Raw genomic sequence first — 19,580 nt, forward strand, 5'->3', positions numbered from 1 at the left:
TCCGCGCGGCGCACGGCGCGGTCCGTTCGCACCATGGGGCGGAGAAGAGGAGGGTCGCATGACCTCGCCCCGCACCGTCCTCGCAGGGCTCGCCGACGAGCTCGCGCGCGAGCGCCCCCACGTCGCTCCGCGGTCCGAGCCGTATGCCCGGGCGCTCGACCTCCTGCCCGGCGTGCTGGACGGCGCGGAGGGCCGGTTCGTCGCGGCCGCGTGGGAGCACCGGACGTTCTTCGCCTGGTACGACCGCCCGCTCCTGCTCCTCGCGGCGCTCCGCGCCGACGCGCGGGCGGAGGGGCCGGGCCACCCGCTCTACGAGGGCTTCGCCTCGCCGGAGCCGCGCGCGGAGGCGGTCACGGCGGAGGCCCTGCGGGCCGGGCTCGCCCCCGAGCGGGAGCGGGTCTACGACGCGCTCGCGCACCGCGGCGTCTCGACGAACGAGACCGCCCGCGCGGTGGCGTGGCTCTGGCCGGCCGCGCTCGCCGGCGCGTCGTCCGGGGGCCGGGCGCTCGCCCTCGCAGACGTCGGCGCGAGCGCCGGACTGAACCTCGTCGCCGACGCGCTCCCCGACCTCTGGACGTTCCAGGACGGCGCGCCGGTCGAGACGGCCCGCGGCGTGCGGGCGGTCGCGCGGCTCGGGCTCGACTCGGCCCCGCTCGACGCGCTCCGCGCGGAGGACCAGGAATGGCTCCGCGCCTGCGTCTGGCCGGGCGAGGGGGAGCGCGCCGCGCGGCTCGAGGAGGCGCTCGCCGCGTTCGCGGCGGCGCGCGCGCGCCCGGATGCGCCGGTGCTCGTGCCCATCGCTGCGCGGAACGTCCCCGCGCGCCTCGACCTGCTCTGCGCGGCGCAGCCCGGCGCGCTGGTCCTCGCCTACCAGACGTTGCTCCGCGACTTCCTCGAGCCGACCGAGCGCGCCGAGTACGAGGCGGGCATGTCCGAGTGGCTCTCCACGCATCCGTCGGGGCAGGCGCTCTGGGTCGAGCTCGAGGCGGGCCCGGCCGGTCGCCACGGCGACGAGGCCGCGGAGCTGATCGCGCACGTGCGCGGCCCCGACGGCCGGGTCCGCGCCCTCGCGCTGGCGCGCTGCGGGTTCCACCCCCGGCGCCTCGTCCGGGACGAGCACGCGGTCGGGGAGCTCCGTACCCTGGCCGGGCCGCAGGCAGCGGTGTCGCTCGGCGCCTGATATCCTGTCGCCATGCGCGTCGGGACGACGCTCCGCGCGGCGGCGGCAGCCGCCGGCCTCGCGCTCGCGGCGCGGGCGGGCGCCGACCCGGCCTGGTCGATCCGCGTCCTCGGCGGCGGCGCCTGGAGCCCTCGCACGCGGCTCGACGTGGAGCAGAACGGCGAGCCCGACATCCGGGTCCAGGCCAGCTGGGATCACAAGCCGTTCGAGGCGCCGCTCTACTGGGTGGTCGGATTCGCCCGCCGGAACCGCGGGCGCGAGTGGTCGCTCGAGCTCATCCACGACAAGCTCTACCTCGAGAATCCGCCGCCCGAGGTGCAGGAGTTCACGCTCTCCCACGGCTGGAACCTGCTCCTCGCCGGGTACGGCTACGAGGTCCAGCCCGGGCTCTGGATCCGGGGCGGAGCGGGCCCCGTGATCAGCCACCCCGAGAACATCGTCCGCGGCCGGACGAACGTCCAGAACACGGGGGTCGACGGCTACCACCTCTCCGGCGCTGCGCTCTGGGCCGGGCTCGAGGAGCGGATCTCCTTCTGGCGCATGGAGGTCATCCTCGGCGTGCGCGGCACGGCCGCGTACGCGGAGGTGCCGATCGCGGGCGGCTTCGCCCGCGTGCCGAACCTCGCGTTCCACGCGAACCTGGGGCTCGCGTTCGACCTGGTCCGCTGAGCGAGGCGACGCGCTCGGATCCGTTCGTCCTGGGCGTGCGGCCCGAAGCGCCGCGGACTCGACGGGCGCCGCTACATCGACAGCCCGCCGTCCACGTCCACGCAGCGCCCGTCGAAGTAGTCGCACTCGAAGACGAAGCGGACCGCCCGCCAGACGTCCTCGGGGACCCCGACGCGCCCGACGGGCACCGCCGCGACGAGGGCGTCGCGCGCCTTCTGGTTCATCCCCTGCGTCATCGGCGTCTCGATCATGCCGGGCGCGACGGCGCCGACGCGGATCCCGAGCGGCGCGAATTCCCGCGCCCAGGTGACGGTGTTCGCGGCGAGCGCGGCCTTCGCGGCGACGTAGCTCGACTGCCCCCGGTTCCCGTGCCGGGCGATCGACGAGATGTTCACGACGACGCCGGGCCGCGCGCCGGCGCGCGCCATCCAGGCGGCCACCTCGCGGACCATCCGCGTCGCGCCGGTGAGGTTCACGGCGATGACGGCGTCGAAGTCTGCGTCGGAGAGGGTCTGGACCTCGCCCGACGCCCGGTCCTTCTTCACGAGCAGGCCGTCGCGGATGATCCCGGCGTTGTTCACGAGGCCGTTCAGGCCGCCCATCGCCCCGGCCGCCCAGGCGACGAAGGCGCGCGCGTCCTCCGGGCTCGTCACGTCGAGGCGGCGGCGGTGGACGCCCTGGGGCAGCTCGGCGAGGCCCGCCTCGTTCACGTCGCCCACGGCGACCTGGGCGCCGGCCTCGTGGAGCCGCCGCGCGAAGTGGGCGCCCATCCCCTGCGCGCCGCCCGTCACGATCACCTTCAGGTCCCGGAGCTCCATCGCGCCTCCCTCGCGCCGTCAGGCGGCGCGTGCGGAGATGATGCGGCGGAGAGCGGCGCGCGGGGCGCTCCCGGGTGGGGCGATCCCGCCGCCCGGCGCTGCCCACGTCGGTCCGAGGCCCCTCGGCTCCGAGACTGGAGCAGTCGCAGGCTAGCCATCGGGGGCTGAACGCGCCGACCACGTACGAGCACGCGCGCATGGTGTCCTCCGGTGGCGGCTGGCACGCGCACGTCCCGTATCACTATTCGTGACGTGCCCGGCTCGTCGACATCACCGAAGGTGATCGACGGCCGGGTTCCCGAGAACCCGCCGCCGCCCCCGCCGTAGGCTCCACAACCACATTGCGAGACGTTTTCCATCCGTGCGAGCGTCCGCCGCCGGGAGGGTCCACCATCCATGCTCGCTCGCACGGCGTCCGCGCTCGCGCTCGCGTCACTCCTCTTCGCCTGCAGCCCCGGCGGCGGTCCGACTGGGACGACTGGGCCGACCGGGCCGACCGGTCCGACGGCGGCGTGCGGCGCGTGCCCCGCCGGGCAGACCTGCGGCGGCGGCGGAGTCCCGTCGCGGTGCGGGACGCTCGTGCCGGTGTGCAGCGACGGCTGGTGCTGGTCCACGCCGCTCCCGCAGGGCAACGATCTCCGCGCGGTGTTCGCGCGGTCGACGACGGACGTGTTCGCGGTCGGCGAGCAGGGGACGATCCTGCACTGGACCGGCGACCGGCTCGAGGCGATGCCGAGCCCGACGCGGCGGACCCTGAACGGCGTGTGGGGCACCGCGACGGGCACCGACGTCTGGGCGGTCGGCGAGGACTCGGTGATCCTCCGCTACGACGGGACGAGCTGGAAGGTGGAGCAGGACGCGGTGATCGAGGTGACGGGCACCGACCTGCTCGCCGTGTTCGGGACGGGCGCCGGCGACGTCTGGGCGGTCGGCGAGTCCGGCCGGGTCCTCCACCGCGGCGCGGCGGGGACCTGGACGGTGCAGCGCCCGGGCGGTGCCGACACGACATTGCTCGCCGTGTGGACGAGCGGCCCGGGCGACGTCTGGATCGTCGCCGGCTCGATCGCGCCGCCGACGCTGCTCCACTGGGACGGCTCCACGTGGTCGAGCCGGGCGCTGCCGGACGACGGCTATGCGGTATGGGGCACGGGGCGGAACGACGTGTGGGTGGTGGGGCCGGACGGCATCTGGGGCGGGCTCGCCTATCACTACGACGGGACGACCTGGACCACGAAGGGCGCCTCCGGCGTCGGCCGCTCGCTCTCGGGCACGGGCCCGACGGACATCTGGGCGGTCGACGGGAGCCGGTTCCTGCGGCACTGGGACGGCACGCAGTGGACGGAGGTGAAGCTGCCCGTCGACGCGCAGGGGGTCGGCGCCGTCGCGGCGGCGGCGCGGGATGCGGTCTGGGCCGTCGGCCTGAACGGCGGGATCTGGTACTACGACGGCGCCGCCTGGGCGCCCGTGTCGAGCAGCCAGCGCGGGACGACCGAGAGCTTCTCCGCGATCTCCGGCGCCGGGGGCGAGGTGTGGGCGGTGGGCGCGTCGCTGGTCGCGCGGTACAACGGGGTGCGCTGGAGCCTCGATCGGACGGCGCGCGCGCGGGACGTCTGGGCGGTGGCGGCGAACGACGTGTGGCTCGCGGCGGCGGGTACGCCGTCCCGCCTGCTTCGCTGGAGCGGGACCTCGATCGAGACCGCGCTCGACGCCGCGGCCCAGCCGGCGCTGAACATCGGCGAGCTGAAGGTGGTCTGGGCAGGCGCCGACGGCGAGGTGTGGGCGTTCGCGGAGAGCGGCAAGGCGCTGCACCGCACCGCGAGCGGCTGGGGGGTGGTCGACGTCCCGGCGCAGGTCCCCGCGCTCTGGAGCGTCGCCGACCTCACCGGGAGCAGCGGCGACCTCTACCTCGCGGGGAACGTCACCCTCCACTGGGACGGCGTGAGCTGGGCGGAGCTCCCCGGCGATCCGGGCAACTCGTACGGCGCCTTCCGCGGCGCGGATCTCTGGGTGACCGCGTACTCCGGGGTCCACCAGGTCTCCGGGGCGACCTGGACGCAGCGGCTCCCGGACGAGGCCGCCTGGCCCGGCGCGATCGCCGGGATCGCGCCCTCCGACGTCTACGTGTCCGCGACCCGGGGCTGGACCGACGTGCCGGGCGGCAACGGGTGGCTCCTCGGCGCGGACGTCCTGCGCTGGGACGGCGCCGCCTTCCAGCACACGCATCCGCCGGTCGCGGCCGTGTCCGCGCTCTGGGCTCACCCGGCCGGGAACGGGTTCGACGCCGTGCGCGCCTGGGCGCTCGCGTCGACCCAGCTCCACGCGGGCGGCGTGCTCGTGCGCGCGCCCTGACCGCGGCCCGCGCGCCGGGCTCGTCGTCACTCGCCCAGGTACGCCTTCCGCACCTCGGGCGAGGCGAGCAGCTCCTTGCCGGTCCCCGTCATGACCACCGTGCCGGTCTCGAGCACGTAGCCGCGGTGCGCGAGCTGGAGCGCCTTGTGCGCGTTCTGCTCCACGAGGAGGAGCGCGACCCCGCTCTCGTTCACCTCGCGGAGCACCGAGAAGATCTTCTCGACGACCTGCGGGGCGAGCCCGAGCGACGGCTCGTCGAGGAGCATCAGCTTCGGCCGGCTCATGAGGGCGCGGGCCACGGCGAGCATCTGCTGCTCGCCCCCGGAGAGCGTGCCGGCGACCTGGCTCCGCCGCTCCTTCAGGATCGGGAAGAGGTCGTAGGCGCGCTTCGCGTCCGCGGCGATGCCGGCGCGATCCCTGCGGAGGTAGGCGCCGAGCTCGAGGTTCTCCTCGACGGTGAGGTTCAGGAAGATCCCGCGCCCCTCGGGCGCGTGGGCGATCCCGCGGGCGACGAGCTCGTGCGAGGCGAGCCGGGTCACGTCGTCGCCCTGGAACCAGACCGCGCCCGCGCTCGGGCGCAGCATCTTCGAGACCGCGCGGAGCGTGGTCGTCTTGCCGGCGCCGTTCGCGCCGATGAGGGCGACGACCTCGCCGGCGGGGACCTCGAGGGAGATGCCGCGGATCGCCTCGATCGCGCCGTAGTGCACCTTGAGGTCCTTCACCTCCAGGATCGGGGTCGTCATGCGTCACCCCCCTCGCCCCGGACCCGTCCCTCCGGCACCGCGATCTTCTTCTCCTCGAGGTACGCGTCGCCGAGGTAGGCCTCGATGACCTTCGGGTCCTTCCGGATGGCCTCCGGCTTCCCCTCCGCGATGGTGACGCCGTGGTCGAGGACGAGGAGCCGCTCCGACACGCCCATCACGAGGCGCATGTCGTGTTCGATGACGAGGATCGCGATGCCGAACGAATCCCGGACCCCGCGGATGAGCCGCATGAGCTCGATCTTCTCCGCGGCGTTCATGCCGGCGGCGGGCTCGTCGAGGCAGAGGACCTTCGGGCCGGTGGCGAGCGCGCGGGCGATCTCGAGCCGGCGCTGCTCGCCGTACGGGAGGTTCTTCGCGATCTCGCCCGCGCGGTGCGCGAGCCCCATCACCGCGAGGTACTCCTCGGCGCGCGCGAGGATCCGCCCCTCCTCGGCGCGGTGGTGGCTCGTGAGGAAGAGCGCGTCGAAGAAGCCGGACGAGGCGCCGGCGTGGCAGGCGATCCGGACGTTGTCGAGCGCCGACAGCTCCTTGAAGAGCCGGATGTTCTGGAACGTGCGGGCGACGCCGCGGGCGCAGATCTGGTGGGGCTTCTCCCCGTTCACCCGCGCGCCGGCGACGAGGACCTCGCCCTCGGACGGGACGTACACGCCGGTGAGCGCGTTGAAGGCGGTGGTCTTCCCGGCGCCGTTCGGGCCGATGAGGCCGACGAGCTCGCCCGGGCGCATGACGAGGTTGAAGTCGGAGAGCGCCTTGAGGCCGCCGAAGCGCATCGTGACGTGCGCCGCCTCGAGGGGGTTCGCGGGAGAGATCACGCGGTTCACGACTTCCCTCCCGGGGTCGAGTCGTCGCGCACCTCGGTCGGCGACGCGCCGGTCGCGGCGGAGGCCGCCGCGAGCTTCGGGCGCGGCAGCCGCCGGAACGGGCCGATGTCCCAGAGCTCGCGCGTGCCGAAGATGCCCTGCGGCCGCACCAGCATGAGGACGATGAGGAGGAGCGCGTAGGTGACCATCTGGAACTGCTGGAAGTCGCGGAGCAGCTCGCGGGCGAACGACAGCACGCACGCGGCGACGACCGAGCCCGTGATGGAGCCGAGCCCGCCGAGCACCACCATCACCACCGCCTCCATCGACTGCACGAACGTGAAGCTGTTCGGCGTCGCGAGCTGGAGGACGTGCACGAGGAGCCCGCCCGCGAGCCCGGCGTAGCTCGCGGAGATGACGAAGGCGCGGACCTTGTAGCCGGTGGTGTCGACGCCCATCGCCTCCGCGGCGACCTCGTCCTCGCGGATCGCGAAGAGCGCCCGGCCCTGCGTCGAGATCGCGAGGCGGCGCGCCATCACGATGGTCGCGATGACCGAGACGCCGACCCAGGTCACGTTCGTGAGCTTCGGCAGCCCCTGGAGGCCCGTCGCCTGCCCGAGGAACCGCGAGTTCACGATGATCGAGCGGATGATCTCGCCGAAGCCGAGCGTCACGATCGCGAGGTAGTCGCCGCGGAGCCGGAGCGAGGGCATCCCGACGAGGAGACCGGCCAGCGCCGAGGTCGCCATCCCGCAGGAGAGCGCGACGGCGAAGACGAGGTTGTCGCCGATGGCGGGCGGGAAGCCGAACGTGTCGCCGCGCAGCGCGAGCGTAACCTTCGCGGCGGTGTAGGCGCCGACCGCCATGAAGCCGGCGTGCCCGAGGGAGAACTGGCCGGTGAAGCCGTTCACCACGTTGAGCGACACGGCGAGGACCACGTTCACGCCGACGGAGATCAGGATGAGCGACAGGTCCCCCCGGCCCGAGGCGTCGAGGGCCGCCTGGAGGGCGAGGAGGAGCGGGATCCCGACCAGGAACGGGAGGAACGAGCGGAGGAGCGCGCCGGCCTTGCCCACCTAGACTTTCTCCACGCGCGCGCGGCCGAAGAGCCCCTCCGGCCGGAAGAGCAGCACCACGATGAGCACCGCGAACGCGATCGCGTCGCGGTACGACGACTCGGTGTAGCCGGCGACGAACTCCTCGGCGAGGCCGAGCACGAGGCCGCCGACCATCGCGCCCGGGACCGAGCCGATCCCGCCGAGCACCGCCGCGACGAACGCCTTCAGGCCGCTCATCAGGCCGAAGAGCGGCTCGATCCGGTAGCGGCTCGTCGCGTTGATGATGCCCGCCGCGGCGGCGAGCGCGCTCCCGAGGACGAAGGTCCAGGAGATGATCCGGTTCACCGGGATCCCCATGAGCCCCGCGACCTGTGGATCGAACGAGACGGCCCGCATCGCCCGCCCGAAGCGCGTCCGGTAGACGATCCACTGCAGCCCGAGCATGAGGCCGAAGGCGACGCCGAGACCGATCAGGTCGAAGTTCGAGATCCGCAGATCCGTCACCGTCCCGTCCGGCGCCTCGGAGTGGAAGAAGGTCCAGTCCTTCCGCTCGAGCAGCTCCGGGAAGAGGCGCGGGGTCGGGCCGGGCGGGAACTCGGCCGGGAGCCGGGGCACCGCGGCGCTCAGCGCCGGCACGACGTAGCCGCGATCGTCGACCCAGCGCGCGAGGGTGCGCCCCTGCTCCTGGAGGCTCGGGAGCTGGAACCCGTACTCGAGCAGGAAGGAGATGCCGATCGCGGTGATGAGGGCGGTGAGCCGGGCGCGGTGGCGGAGCGGGCGGTACGCGAACCGCTCGATGGCGAAGCCGAGCACGCCGCACACGACCATCGAGCCGAGGGTGACGGCGACCGCCTTCCAGAAGCTCGGCTGGTCGCGCACGCCGAGCGTGCCCGCGAGGTAATACCCCGCGAACGCGCCCACCATGTACACGTCGCCGTGCGCGAAGTTGATGAGCTTCAGGACGCCGTAGACCATCGTGTAGCCCAGCGCGATCAGGGCGTAGATGGTCCCGAGCGAGAGCCCGTTCACGAGGTGCTGCAGGAACTGGATCACGCGGTCGCTACTTGCTCGCGGCGGCGCCGGCCGGCGCGGTGTCTGGCTGGATCGTGGTGACGTACCGCGCGGCGTTGCCTTCCACCTTCAGGACCACCGCGGGCTTCACGGCGTTGTGGTCCTGGTCGATGGTGATGACGCCCGTGACGCCGGGGTAGTCGCGGGTCGCCGCGATCGCGTCGCGGATCGCCGGGCCGGAGAAGTCCTTCGCCCGGCCGATGGCGTCGGCGGCGATCTTCGCGGCGTCGTAGGCCTGCGCGGCGAGCGAGTCCGGGACGGCGCCGAAGCGCTCCTTGTACCGCTTCACGAACTCCTGGATGCGGGGCGCCGGGTCCTCGGCCGAGTAGTGGTTCGAGAAGTACGAGCCCTGGAGCGCCTTGCCGCCGATCTCGTAGAGCTTCTCCGAGTCCCAGCCGTCGCCGCCGAGGAGCGGCTGCTTCATCCCGAGCTCGCGGGCCTGGCGGGCGATGAGCGCGACGTCGGTGTAGTAGCCGGGGACGTAGATCGCCTCCGGGTTCCTCGCCTTGATGGCGGTGAGCTGCGCCTTGAAGTCCTGGTCGCCCTCCCGGTAGCTCTGGTCGTCGACGATCGCGCCGCCGAGCTCCTTGTACTTGGCGAGGAACGCGTCCGCGAGGCCGACCGAGTAGTCGTTCCCGACGTCGCGGAGCACCGCCACGCGCGCGAGCTTGAGCTCGCCCCGCGCGAACTTCGCCATCACCGTCCCCTGGAACGGGTCGATGAAGCAGACGCGGAACACGTAGGGCCGGGTCTTGTCGCCGTCCTTCGTGACCTTCACGTTCGTGGACGACGGCGTGATCATCGAGACCTTGTTCGCGTCGGCGATGGGCGCCATCGCGAGCGAGCGCGTCGAGGCCACCTCGCCGAGGAGCACCGCGACCCGGTCCTGCACCACGAGCCGCGTGGCGGTGATCGCGGCCTCGTCGGGCTTGCCCTGGTCGTCGTAGGTCTTCACCGCGAGGAGCTTCCCCTTCACGCCCCCCTTCGCGTTCAGCTCCTCGATCGCGAGCTGGATCCCCTTGTCCGAGGAGAGCCCGAACGTCGCCGACAGCCCGGTGAGCGAGCCGACGTGGCCGAAGAGGATCCTGTCGCCGGGCGCGGGTGCCCCCGCGGCGGTGGCGCCGCCGGCCGGGGCGGCCGCGCCCTCGGTCGGCTTCTTCTTCTCGCAGGCGATGGTGGCGAGGACCGCGAGGACGAGCGGCAGCGCGCGGGCGGAGCGCATCACGGGAACCTCCGAAGGTCCGAAGAAAGCACGATTTTCTAGCACGCCGCCCGGGGCGCCGCCAGATTCGAGTGGGCCTTCGCGGGGCGTGGAGGCCGCGATCGCGCCGCGGGCGCCACGTTCTCGCGCCGGTCGTTGATCCCACCCGCTCCCGGCCGGTATCGTGCCCTTCCCGATGCCGCCGAAGATCCTCCTCGTGGATGACAACCAGGAGCTCCTCACGCTCCTCGCCCGGCTGATCGAGGCGGAGGGCTGGACGCCCGTCCTCGCGTCCAAGGGGAAGCAGGCGATCGACCTGGTCGCGAAGGAGCGGCCCGCCGCGGCGGTCGTGGACGTGCTCCTCCCCGACATGATGGGCTACGACGTCGGGCACGCGCTGCGGAACGCGCAGATCCCCTTCGTGTTCATGACGGGGGTCTTCAAGGGCGGCCGCGCCGCCACCGACTCCCGCACGCAGCACGGCGCCTCCGGCTACTTCGAGAAGCCGTTCGAGGCCCGGAAGCTCGTCGACGCGCTCCGCGGGCTGCTCCCGTCGCAGCCGCCCTCGCGCGCCGCCCCGATGCAGACGCCCCCGCCGCTGCGGGGCGAGCTGGCCGACTTCGACGTGGAGGTCGCGGTCGAGGCGGACGAGCCGGTGGACGCGATGGAGCTCACCGGCCGCGTCGTCCTCACCGAGGACGGCAAAGTGTCGGCGGTGCTCCGCGGCGAGACCATCACCGCCGGCCCGGTCGGCGCGCCGGCGCGGCCGCCGCCGCTCCGCACCGCGCCGCCGCCCTCCGCGGCCGAGGTCCGCACCCAGGCGCGCCGGCACGACCTCTCGAAGACGGAGGGCAAGCTCGAGGAGAACCTCCCCGACCTCATCACCGCGTTCCACCTCGCGCAGCAGACCGGCGAGCTGACCGTGCAGCGCGGCAAGGTGAAGAAGACGATCTACTTCGAGAAGGGGCGGCCCTGCTTCGCCATCTCGAACCTCGTCACCGACCGCTTCGGCCCGTTCCTCGTGCGCGTCGGGAAGATCACGAGCGCGCAGCTCGAGCTCTGCCAGGCCGCCGCCGACAAGACCGGTCGGCGCACCGGCGACGTGCTCGTCGAGATGGGGCTCCTCAAGGAGACGGAGAAGCTGTACTACGTCGCCCAGCAGGTGAAGGCGATCGTCTACTCCGCGTTCGGCTGGGAGCAGGGCGAGTACCGGCTCCACTTCGCCGACCGCGCCGCGAAGGAGGCGATCAAGATCGACCTCCACCCGGCCAACCTCATCACCCGCGGCGTGAAGAAGCTCTACAAGCCCGAGCGCCTGTACCGGCTGCTCTCCCCCGAGGACCGGCTCATCCCCTCGCAGCAGCCGGCGTACGGGCTGCACGAGGTCGAGCTCGAGCGCTGGGAGGCGGAGCTGCTCCCCAGGGTCGACGGGACGCGGACGCTCGCCGAGCTCATCCACGTCGCCCAGCGCCCCGAGCACGCGGTCTACGGCTTCCTGTACGGGATGGTCGCGCTGAAGATCGTCGATCGAGGCTGATCCACGAGGCGCCCCCCGGCGGGCCGCCCCTCGACAGCTCCGAGGGCGAACGGTGGCCCCTCGGCCGCCGCACTCCCCATCGCCGCGCCGCGCGCGCAACTTTCCCAGGGGCGGAGGCCCCGCGGGATGCACGTGCTCGATCTCTTCTTCGGCCTCACCGTGCGCGGACCGCGCTTCTTCGCGGACGGCTGGGGAGATCGCGCGCTCTGCGACGCGAGCGACCCGGCGGCGCTGGCCGCGCGGCCGCCGGCCCGGATCGCTCCCGCGCTGGGGCCGCCGCACGAGATGCTCGGCGGCCGGCTCTCCGAGGGCACGTTCGAGAGCCCGGAGGCCCTGCTGCCGGCGTGCGCGCGCACCGCCCGGTTCCGGCTGCTCCTCCCGGACGGGCCGCTCGCCGGCATCGCCGTCCACCTCGCCGCGTCGGGCGACCAGGGGTTCGAGCTCCGGCTCCGCTTCGCCGCCCCGCTCCTCGCGCACGGCCTCGGCGCGCTCGTCCTCGAGAATCCCTACTACGGCGCCCGCCGCCCCCCGGCGCAGGTCCGGCACGCGGTGCGCTGCGTATCGGACCTGGTCCTGCTCGCGCGCGCGACGGTGGACGAGGCCCGCGCGCTCCTCGCCTGGCTCGCCGCGACCTACCGCGTGCCGGTGGGCGTCACGGGCTACAGCATGGGCGGGCAGCTCGCCGCGATGGCGGGGGCGGCGACGCCCTTCCCCGTGGCGGTGGTGCCGGTCGCGCCGTCCTGCTCGCCGGACGCGGTGCTCCGGGACGGCGTCCTCTCTCGCGTGGCGGACTGGGCGGCGATCGCGGGGGGCGCGCCGGTGGACGCCGCACGCCGCGAGCTGCTCGCACGCTTCGCGCGGTTCTCGGTGCGGGCGCTCCCGCCACCGGTCGCGCCGGAGGCCGCGATCGTGGTCGGCACCGCAGCGGACGGCGTCGTTCCGCCGTCGGAGATGGTGCGGATCGCGGAGCACTGGGGCTGCGAGCTGCGCTGGCTCGCGGCGGGCCACGTCTCGGCGGTCCTCCGGGAGCAGCCGGCGATGCGGGAGGCGCTCCGGGACGCGTTCGCCCGCCTCGGCGCGGTGCACGCGCGGCGCGCGGCGGTCCCGGTCAGGCGACGCGCGCGGCGATGCGCGCGGGGAACCGACGGTACTGCCCCGCGTACCAGCAGTCGAGCCAGCCGGCATCCGGCCTGACCGACAGCGCCGGCTCGCACGCTGCGTCGAAGTCCCCCGGCTCGCCGCCCACGGGTCCGAGCGCGACGTGGCCGTCGCCGAGCCGCGCCCAGGCACCCGCGCGGCAGTGCGGGCAGCGGAACTGGAGGACCGAGAGGTCCGGGATCGCCACGGTGCCCGCGTCCAGCACGTCGGGGGTGACGAGCGGGACGCTGCAGGACGGGCAGGGGATCGCCGGCGGGCTCACGCCGCCCGAGTCTAGCCCGAGGTCGCGGACCGAGGCGAGCGGGCCGCTCGAACCATGGCCGTGCGTCACGCGCCGGCAGGGCCCCCTCACGCCGCGGTCGGATCGTTCCCGGCGGCGAGCGCGGGGATGCGCGCGGCGAGGGCGAGGTGGTCCGCGGTGCGCAGGCGGGCCCGGGCGACGGCCGGGTCCGGCGGCGGACCCGCGAAGCGGAGCAGCCGCTCGACCCGGGCCCGGGCCTCGGCGAGCCGCTGCCGCGGGATCGAACCGCCCTCCACGGCAGCGCGCACGAGGTCGATGGCCTGGTGCTGCATCGACGCGGTGTGACAGACGAGGAGCGCGTCGACGCCAGCGGCGACGGCGCCGGGCGCGACCTCCTCGAGCGAGAAGTGCTCCGTCACCGCCTTCATCTCGAGGTCGTCCGAGATCGCGCACCCGTCGTAGCCGACGTCCTCGCGGAGCAGCCGCATCACCGACGGCGCGAGCGTCGCCGGCCGCACCGCGTCGAGCGGCTCGAAGACGACGTGCGCGGTCATGACGGACGCGACGCCGGCGCGCGCGAGCGCCCGGAACGGCTGGAGCTCCACCTCGTCCAGCCGCGCCCGGGCGTGAGGGAGCCGGGGCAGGTCCTTGTGCGAGTCCTGGCTCGTGTCGCCGTGGCCGGGGAAGTGCTTCGCGCACGCGGCCACCCCCTCGCCCTGGAGCCCGGCCGCGAGGGCGGCGCCCAGGCGGCCGACGACCGCGGGGTCCCGGGAGAAGGACCGGTCGCCGATCACCGGGTTCGCGGGGTTCGTGTCGACGTCGACCACCGGCGCGTAGTCCTGGTCGATCCCGACGGCGCGGAGCTCGCGTCCGAGGAGCGCGCCGGTGGCGCGGGCCACCTCGACGTCCCCGAGCTCGCCGAGGGCGCGCATGGGCGGGAGCTCGGTGAACCCGTGCGGCGACCGGAGCCGCGCGACGCGGCCGCCCTCCTGGTCGATGCTGACCAGGAGCGGGCGGCCCGCGGCCCGCTTCAGCGCGGCGGAGAGCTCGGCGACCTGCTCGGCGCTCTCGACGTTCCGGGCGAAGAGGACGACGCCGTACACGCCGCGCCGGACGAGCTCCAGCACCTCGGGCGACGGCGTCGTTCCGTGGAAGCCGACGCAGAAGAGGCCGGCTACTTCGGTGTCGAGGGAGGGCGGCACGGGGATCATGTTACCGAACAGGCTCGCGGGGTTGAACGGGGGCCGGGGTGGGACCCGTTCGCCCCGAGCGTAAGGCCGCGCAGCGGGCCCGGAGTCGGGGGGCGCGCGTCACGCAAGAAGGAGCCCCTCCAGGAAGAACGCGGCGACCCCGAGCACGAGGAGCACCGACCAGAGCGGGATCTCGCGGCCGCCGGCGGCGGCGCGGGCGCCGCCCTCGACTCTCGCGTGGGACTCGCCGCCGAACCACGCGGTGAGCTCGGCGGGCGCGATCCGGCGGGTGTCGGACTCGCGGGGATCGGGCGTCACCGCGAACGCGAGGCGCGGCTCGAGCCGCTCCTCGCCCCGGGCCCGGACCTTGACCTGCCAGAGCCCGGGCTCGCGCGGGGTCCACTCGAGGACGGCCGGCGACGGCTCCGCGAGCCCGGCCCGCTCGAGCTCGGCGCGCGTCCGCTCCCGGCCGGCGGGATCGACGAGGGCGAGGAGGGTCTCCCCCTCGTCGAGCCGGATCGTGCGACGCGCGCCCACCACCGCCGCCGGGTCGCGCCGCTCCTCGAGGGTGCCGGCGAGGAACCCGGCGAACCGCTGCATCGCGGGGAGGAAGCTCGTGCGGATGGGCCAGTCGGTCCAGTCGCGATCGGCGGTGGAGGTGAAGAGGAGGACCCGGCCGCGGCCGCGCCGCGCCTCGACGAGCGCCGGCGCGCCGTCGTCGAACCGCGCGAGCACCCGCGCGGCGTCTCCGGCCGCCGCGCCGCTCCCGCGCGGCTTCGCGAGGAGGTAGCGGGACGTCCGGACGCCGAGGAGCCCCTCGCGCGCGTCGCCGTGGAAGACGGAGAGCGCGGGGTGGTCGAGGTCGATCTCCGCGAACCGGGCGGCGCGCGCCCCGGAGCCCGCGTCGCCGTTCGCGCCGGCGGTCTTCTCCACGTGGAGCGGCATCGGGAGCACCGCGCCGAGCTCCCGGGAGTACAGCTCCGGGTCGACCTGGTCGCCCACCGAGATGAACAGGCCACCGCCGGACTCGACGAAGCGGGCGAGCTCGAGCGCCTTCGCGCCCACCGAGCGGACGTTGAGGAGGAAGACGACGTCGAACTTCGAGAGGTCCTCCTGCGGGAACGCCTCCGCGTCCACGAGCTTCGGCCGGACCGGCGAGGCCGGCGACGCGAGCGCCGACTCGACGAAGTACGCCTCGTCCCGGTACTTCACCGGCGAGGGCGCACCGTCCACCACGAGCGCGCGGACCTCGCGCGGCACGACGATGGCGAGGGCGCGCACGTCGTCGTCGGCGAGCCCGTCCTCGGGGAGCGTCACCTTCACGACGGCAGGGCCGCCCTGGGGGAACGCGTGGAGCAGCGTCTTCCGGCTCGTGCCGTCGGCGGGGACCTCCGCGAACGCGCGGATCGCGACCTTCGCCGCGTCGCCGGTGCCGGTCACGAGCGAGAGCGGGGCGTCCGCGAGCGGCTCCTTCGCGTGGTTCGCGAGGACCGCGGTGAAGCGGTAGCCGCGGGGCCCCGCGGCCGGATCGGGCTCCGCGTCGAGGCCGACGATGGCGTGGTTCGGGAGGTCGGCGCCGCGCGCGGCGTCGAGGATCGTCACCTCCGGCCGGACCGGGCCCCGCGGGCCGTCCACCGCCGGGGCGGGCACGTCGAGGCGCCAGGCGCTCGCCGCGAGATCGGTCGCGACGACGAGCCGCTTCGGCAGCGACTCCTGCGCCTTCGCCGCGGAGAGCGCGCGCACGGCCGTGCCGACGCAGGCGGTGAGGTCGCCGTAGCCGGCCGTGGCCTGCGCGGCCTCGAGCACGCGGCGCACCGCGTTCCGGTCGAACGACGGCGGCTCGGCCTGGACCGGGTCCATGCCGCAGACGATGGCGGTGGCGGGCTCCTCGCTGGAGAGCTCGGCGAGGGCGCGGAGCGCGTCGGAGCGGGCGCGCTCGAAGATCGGCTTGTCGCCGATGCGGTAGCGCATCGACCCGGACGCGTCGAGGACGATGGCGGTCGCCCGGGGGCCGCGCGCGACCGCGGCGGCGGCCTCGCCGCCCTTCTCGGCGCGCGGCCGCGCGATGGCGGCGGCGATGGCCGCGAGGAGGAGGGTGCGCGCCGTGAAGAGGAGGAGCTTCTTCAGGCGCAGCCGGCGCTGCGTCTCGCGCCGGGCGCGGAGGATGAAGTCGATGGCGGGGAACGGCGTCGGCCGAGGGCGGCGGCGGAAGAAGAGGTGGACGACGAGCGGGATCGCCGCCGCGAGCAGGCCCCAGAGCAGGGCGGGGTGGACGAAGCCGACGCTCACGCCGCGCTCCGCTCCCGGCGCGCGAGGAACGGCAGCAGCACCTCGTCGAGCGGGCGATCGGTCCGGCACAGCGCGTAGTCGACGTCCGCCTCGGCGGCGGTGCGCCTCACCTCCTCGAGCCAGCGGCCGAGGACGTCGAGGTAGCCCTTCTTCACGTCGCGCCCGTGCGCCTCGACCTGCCGGTCGTCCTCCATCGAGAGGAAGAGCGTCGGGTCGTCGAACGGGAACTCCAGCTCGGCGGGGTCGAGCACGTGGAAGAGGGTCACCTCGTGCTTGCGCCTGCCGAGCTGGGCGAGCTTCTTCAGGACCTTCTCCTCCGGATCGAAGAGGTCGGAGAACACGATCACCGACGACCGGCGCGGCGCGTGCTCGATGATGAAGTCCACCGCGCTCGAGAGCCGCGTCGTCCCCTCCGCCCGCGCGCCCTCGAGGGCGTCGACGATCGGGCCGAGGTGGTGCGCCGACGCGCGGGGCGGGATCGAGGCGGCGACCTGGCCCTGCACCAGCACGAGGCCGGCCGCGTCCTGCTGGCGCACGAGGAGGTACGCGAGCGAGCCCGCGAGCGCGCTCGCGTACTCGAGCTTCGTCATGCGGCCGGGGTCGCCGCGGTAGCCCATCGAGCCCGACGCGTCGACGACGAGGTAGGCGCGGAGGTTGGTCTCCTGCTCGTACTTCTTCACGTAGTACTTGTCGAACTTGCCGTAGGCCTTCCAGTCGATGTGCCGGATCTCGTCGCCGGGCGCGTACTCCTTGTGCTCGGCGAACTCGACCGACTGGCCGTGGTGGGGCGACTTGTGGAGCCCGGTGAGCACGCCCTCGGTGATCGCGCGCACCCGGAGCTTCAGCGTCCCGAGCCGGGCGAGGACCGCGGGGTCGAGGAGGCGGTGGCGCTTCGGGTCAGGCATCGACGTCCTCGCCATCCGGACGGACCCCGACCGCCGGTGCCCCGGGGAGCACAGCCTCCCGTTCGCCATCCGGACGAACCCCGACCGCCGGTGCCCCGGGGAGCACAGCCCCCCGTTCGCCCTGAGCGTAGGGCCCGGGCCGCACCAGACCTCGGACGGATCCGCTGTCCATCAAGCACCCGGGCCCGGAGTCGAAGGGCGATCCGGCAGCACAGGCAAGCGTGGCGCCCCTGGACTCTGCCTGCCCTGAGCCTAGGCGCGAAGCGCCGGAGTCGAAGGGCTCGGGGCGAACGGATGCAGCGGGGCGCGCGCTGCGAACGGGCATCAGCCCGGATCTGCCCAGCCGCTCCGTCCGGTTCGGTCCGCGAGCGAGCTCCTTGAGCTGCGACCAGTTCTCCCCGACGAGCGCTTCCTTCTTGGCGCGCGTCCACTTCTTCAGCTGCCACTCACGCGTGAGCGCCTCGTCGCGGCTGCCGCATTCCGCACACCACACGAATGACACCGGCCGTTGCCTGGACGTATGGCCGCCGTACGTCCCATCGACGTGCTGGGCGATCCGCGTCTCGAGGTCGTCGGTGTGTCCCACGTAGTAGCTGCCGTTCCTGCAACGAAGCATGTAGACGAAGAATGGCTTCACGCATCACCGTCCGCCCTTCGACTCCGCGCCCGCTTCGCGGGCGCTACGCTCAGGGCGACCGGACCTGATGCAACTGCGCTGCCGTTCTCACTCCTCCACTGGCCATCTCACTCCGACCGGATCTGAAGCTTCGCGCTGCCGGTTCTCAACTCCTCCACTGGCCATCTCACTCCGACCGGATCTGAAGCTCCGCGCTGCCGTTCTCACTCCTGCACTGGCCATCTCACTCCGACCGGATCTGAAGCTTCGCGCTGCCGGTTCTCAACTCCTCCACTGGCCATCTCACTCCGACCGGATCTGAAGCTTCGCGCTGCCGTTCTCACTCCTCCACTGGCCATCTCACTCCGACCGGATCTGAAGCTTCGCGCTGCCGTTCTCACTCCTCCACTGGCCATCTCACTCCGACCGGATCTGAAGCTTCGCACTGCCGTTCTCACTCCTGCACTGGCCATCTCACTCCGACCGGATCTGAAGCTTCGCGCTGCCGTTCTCACTCCTCCACTGGCCATCTCACTCCGACCGGATCTGAAGCTTCGCGCTGCCGGTTCTTCAACTCCTGCACTGGTCATGCGATCCGCGCTCCGGACCTCCTTCCACGCGGCCTCGCATGGATCTTCCCTCCCCTCTCCCCCACCGGGGGAGAGGGCCAGGGTGAGGGGGCTGCTCGCTGGAAGCGCGCTCGAGACGCTGCCCTCACACCCGCACCTTCTCCAGCAGCCGCTCGACGATCTGCGCCGACGTGATGCCCTCCGACTCGGCCCGGAAGTTCGTGATCACCCGGTGGACGAGGACGTTCTTGGCGAGGGCGCGGATGTCCTCCTCCGACGCCGCCATCCGGCCGTCGAGGATCGCGCGGCTCTTCGCGCCGAGGACGAGGTACTGGCTCGCGCGCGGGCCGGCGCCCCAGGAGACGTTCTCCTTCACGAAGTCGGGCGCGCCGGGCTCGTTCGGGCGCGTGCGCCGGACGAGCTCCACCGCGTACTTGATGACGTGGTCCGCCGCCGGCACGCGGAGCACGAGGTCCTGGAGGTCGCGGATCTTGTGGGGCGAGAGCACGCGGCGGAGGGCGGCGCGCGTCGCGACCGTCGTCGAGCGGACGATCTCGAGCTCCTCCGACGCCGACGGGTAGGTCACCGTGACGTAGAACATGAACCGGTCGAGCTGCGCCTCGGGGAGCGGGTACGTGCCCTCCTGCTCGATGGGGTTCTGCGTCGCGAAGACGAGGAACGGGAGGTCGAGGGGGTAGGTCTCGCCGCCGGCGCTGACGCGGTACTCCTGCATCGCCTGGAGGAGCGCCGCCTGCGTCTTCGGCGGCGTGCGGTTGATCTCGTCGGCGAGGAGGAGGTTCGCGAAGATCGGGCCGCGCACGAAGCGGAAGGCGCGCCGGCCGGTGGTGTGGTCCTCCTCGAGGACGTCGGTGCCGGTGATGTCCGACGGCATCAGGTCCGGCGTGAACTGGATGCGGTTGAAGGAGAGGTCGAGGACGTCCGCGACGGTGGAGATGAGGAGCGTCTTCGCGAGCCCGGGCACGCCGACGAAGAGGCAGTGACCGCGGGCGAAGAGCGCGACGAGGAGCGACTCGACGACGTCCTTCTGGCCGACGATCCGCTTCTCGATCTCGCCGAGGAGGAGGCGTCGCGCCTCGTGCAGCTCCCGGACGGCGTGGAGGTCCTGGTCCGGGCTCGGTGGGGGCTGCGGCGTCGTGGTCTCGAT

The 19,580-nt window shown here is 73.6% G+C and carries 17 protein-coding genes; 5 read left to right on the plus strand and 12 right to left on the minus strand.

The window, feature by feature from the left end; translation table 11 throughout:
• Positions 1-58: 58 nt before the first annotated feature.
• Together AMOR_RS12045 and AMOR_RS12050 are read left to right on the plus strand one after the other, a co-directional pair.
• Positions 59-1,180 (plus strand): DUF2332 family protein, encoded by a 1,122-nt coding sequence (locus AMOR_RS12045; protein WP_248361367.1) that lies wholly within the window; start codon positions 59-61, stop codon positions 1,178-1,180.
• Between the two features lie 12 nt (positions 1,181-1,192).
• Positions 1,193-1,849, plus strand: a complete 657-nt coding sequence (locus AMOR_RS12050; RefSeq protein ID WP_248361369.1) for a hypothetical protein — start codon at positions 1,193-1,195, stop codon at positions 1,847-1,849.
• A 71-nt stretch (positions 1,850-1,920) separates the two neighbouring features.
• Here the strand turns inward: AMOR_RS12050 and AMOR_RS12055 are convergent, their stop codons facing one another.
• Entirely contained in the window at positions 1,921-2,667 is a 747-nt protein-coding gene (locus AMOR_RS12055; protein WP_248361371.1) for an SDR family oxidoreductase, read from the minus strand.
• Between the two features lie 396 nt (positions 2,668-3,063).
• On the opposite strand from AMOR_RS12055, the gene AMOR_RS12060 reads away from it, so the two are divergent.
• Positions 3,064-5,016 carry a WD40/YVTN/BNR-like repeat-containing protein gene (locus AMOR_RS12060; protein WP_248361373.1) on the plus strand — a complete coding sequence of 651 codons (1,953 nt, stop codon included), beginning with the start codon at positions 3,064-3,066 and terminating at the stop codon, positions 5,014-5,016.
• A 26-nt stretch (positions 5,017-5,042) separates the two neighbouring features.
• Here AMOR_RS12060 and AMOR_RS12065 read toward each other — a convergent pair whose 3' ends face one another.
• From AMOR_RS12065 to AMOR_RS12085, 5 genes are read right to left on the minus strand one after another with little or no spacing between them, the layout of a single operon-like run.
• Entirely contained in the window at positions 5,043-5,759 is a 717-nt protein-coding gene (locus tag AMOR_RS12065) for an ABC transporter ATP-binding protein (RefSeq protein ID WP_248361375.1), read from the minus strand.
• Positions 5,756-6,550, minus strand: a complete 795-nt coding sequence (locus AMOR_RS12070) for an ABC transporter ATP-binding protein (protein ID WP_248362500.1) — start codon at positions 6,548-6,550, stop codon at positions 5,756-5,758. Before AMOR_RS12070 ends, AMOR_RS12065 begins: the two co-directional genes overlap by 4 nt.
• Positions 6,551-6,597: 47 nt before the next feature.
• On the minus strand, positions 6,598-7,656 hold the full coding sequence (locus AMOR_RS12075) for a branched-chain amino acid ABC transporter permease (RefSeq protein ID WP_248361377.1): 1,059 nt from the start codon (positions 7,654-7,656) through the stop codon (positions 6,598-6,600).
• The gene (locus tag AMOR_RS12080; RefSeq protein ID WP_248361379.1) at positions 7,657-8,691 is read right to left on the minus strand and encodes a branched-chain amino acid ABC transporter permease; all 1,035 of its coding nucleotides are present in this window, start codon (positions 8,689-8,691) and stop codon (positions 7,657-7,659) included.
• 7 nt (positions 8,692-8,698) lie between these two features.
• Positions 8,699-9,931, minus strand: coding sequence for an ABC transporter substrate-binding protein (locus AMOR_RS12085; RefSeq protein ID WP_248361381.1), 1,233 nt, complete (start codon positions 9,929-9,931; stop codon positions 8,699-8,701).
• A 175-nt stretch (positions 9,932-10,106) separates the two neighbouring features.
• Between AMOR_RS12085 and AMOR_RS12090 the strand changes: the two genes are divergently transcribed.
• Positions 10,107-11,447 (plus strand): response regulator, encoded by a 1,341-nt coding sequence (locus AMOR_RS12090; protein ID WP_248361383.1) that lies wholly within the window; start codon positions 10,107-10,109, stop codon positions 11,445-11,447.
• A 126-nt stretch (positions 11,448-11,573) separates the two neighbouring features.
• Positions 11,574-12,641, plus strand: coding sequence for an alpha/beta hydrolase family protein (locus AMOR_RS12095; protein WP_248361385.1), 1,068 nt, complete (start codon positions 11,574-11,576; stop codon positions 12,639-12,641).
• Here the strand turns inward: AMOR_RS12095 and AMOR_RS12100 are convergent.
• From AMOR_RS12100 to AMOR_RS12125, 6 genes are all read right to left on the minus strand, one after another.
• Entirely contained in the window at positions 12,556-12,867 is a 312-nt protein-coding gene (locus AMOR_RS12100) for a hypothetical protein (protein WP_248361386.1), read from the minus strand. The genes AMOR_RS12095 and AMOR_RS12100 overlap by 86 nt on opposite strands.
• Positions 12,868-12,953: 86 nt before the next feature.
• On the minus strand, positions 12,954-14,054 hold the full coding sequence (gene nagZ / locus AMOR_RS12105) for a beta-N-acetylhexosaminidase (protein ID WP_404800963.1): 1,101 nt from the start codon (positions 14,052-14,054) through the stop codon (positions 12,954-12,956).
• A 102-nt stretch (positions 14,055-14,156) separates the two neighbouring features.
• Entirely contained in the window at positions 14,157-16,325 is a 2,169-nt protein-coding gene (locus AMOR_RS12110) for a BatA domain-containing protein (protein WP_248361388.1), read from the minus strand.
• On the minus strand, positions 16,322-17,230 hold the full coding sequence (locus AMOR_RS12115; RefSeq protein ID WP_248361390.1) for a DUF58 domain-containing protein: 909 nt from the start codon (positions 17,228-17,230) through the stop codon (positions 16,322-16,324). Before AMOR_RS12115 ends, AMOR_RS12110 begins: the two co-directional genes overlap by 4 nt.
• The gene (locus AMOR_RS12120) at positions 17,223-17,867 is read right to left on the minus strand and encodes a GIY-YIG nuclease family protein (protein ID WP_248361392.1); all 645 of its coding nucleotides are present in this window, start codon (positions 17,865-17,867) and stop codon (positions 17,223-17,225) included. The genes AMOR_RS12115 and AMOR_RS12120 overlap by 8 nt, the downstream gene beginning before the upstream one ends.
• A 693-nt stretch (positions 17,868-18,560) precedes the next feature.
• Positions 18,561-19,580 (minus strand): AAA family ATPase, encoded by a 1,020-nt coding sequence (locus AMOR_RS12125; protein ID WP_404800964.1) that lies wholly within the window; start codon positions 19,578-19,580, stop codon positions 18,561-18,563.

The organism is Anaeromyxobacter oryzae (assembly GCF_023169945.1).
GTDB lineage: Bacteria > Myxococcota > Myxococcia > Myxococcales > Anaeromyxobacteraceae > Anaeromyxobacter > Anaeromyxobacter oryzae.

Coding starts and splice junctions, on each gene's coding strand:
- AMOR_RS12045 (WP_248361367.1), top strand. CDS start 59: ATGACCTCGCCCCGCACCGTCCTCGCAGGGCTCGCCGACGAGCTCGCG.
- AMOR_RS12050 (WP_248361369.1), top strand. CDS start 1,193: ATGCGCGTCGGGACGACGCTCCGCGCGGCGGCGGCAGCCGCCGGCCTC.
- AMOR_RS12055 (WP_248361371.1), bottom strand. CDS start 2,667: ATGGAGCTCCGGGACCTGAAGGTGATCGTGACGGGCGGCGCGCAGGGG.
- AMOR_RS12060 (WP_248361373.1), top strand. CDS start 3,064: ATGCTCGCTCGCACGGCGTCCGCGCTCGCGCTCGCGTCACTCCTCTTC.
- AMOR_RS12065 (WP_248361375.1), bottom strand. CDS start 5,759: ATGACGACCCCGATCCTGGAGGTGAAGGACCTCAAGGTGCACTACGGC.
- AMOR_RS12070 (WP_248362500.1), bottom strand. CDS start 6,550: ATGCGCTTCGGCGGCCTCAAGGCGCTCTCCGACTTCAACCTCGTCATG.
- AMOR_RS12085 (WP_248361381.1), bottom strand. CDS start 9,931: ATGCGCTCCGCCCGCGCGCTGCCGCTCGTCCTCGCGGTCCTCGCCACC.
- AMOR_RS12090 (WP_248361383.1), top strand. CDS start 10,107: ATGCCGCCGAAGATCCTCCTCGTGGATGACAACCAGGAGCTCCTCACG.
- AMOR_RS12095 (WP_248361385.1), top strand. CDS start 11,574: ATGCACGTGCTCGATCTCTTCTTCGGCCTCACCGTGCGCGGACCGCGC.
- AMOR_RS12115 (WP_248361390.1), bottom strand. CDS start 17,230: ATGCCTGACCCGAAGCGCCACCGCCTCCTCGACCCCGCGGTCCTCGCC.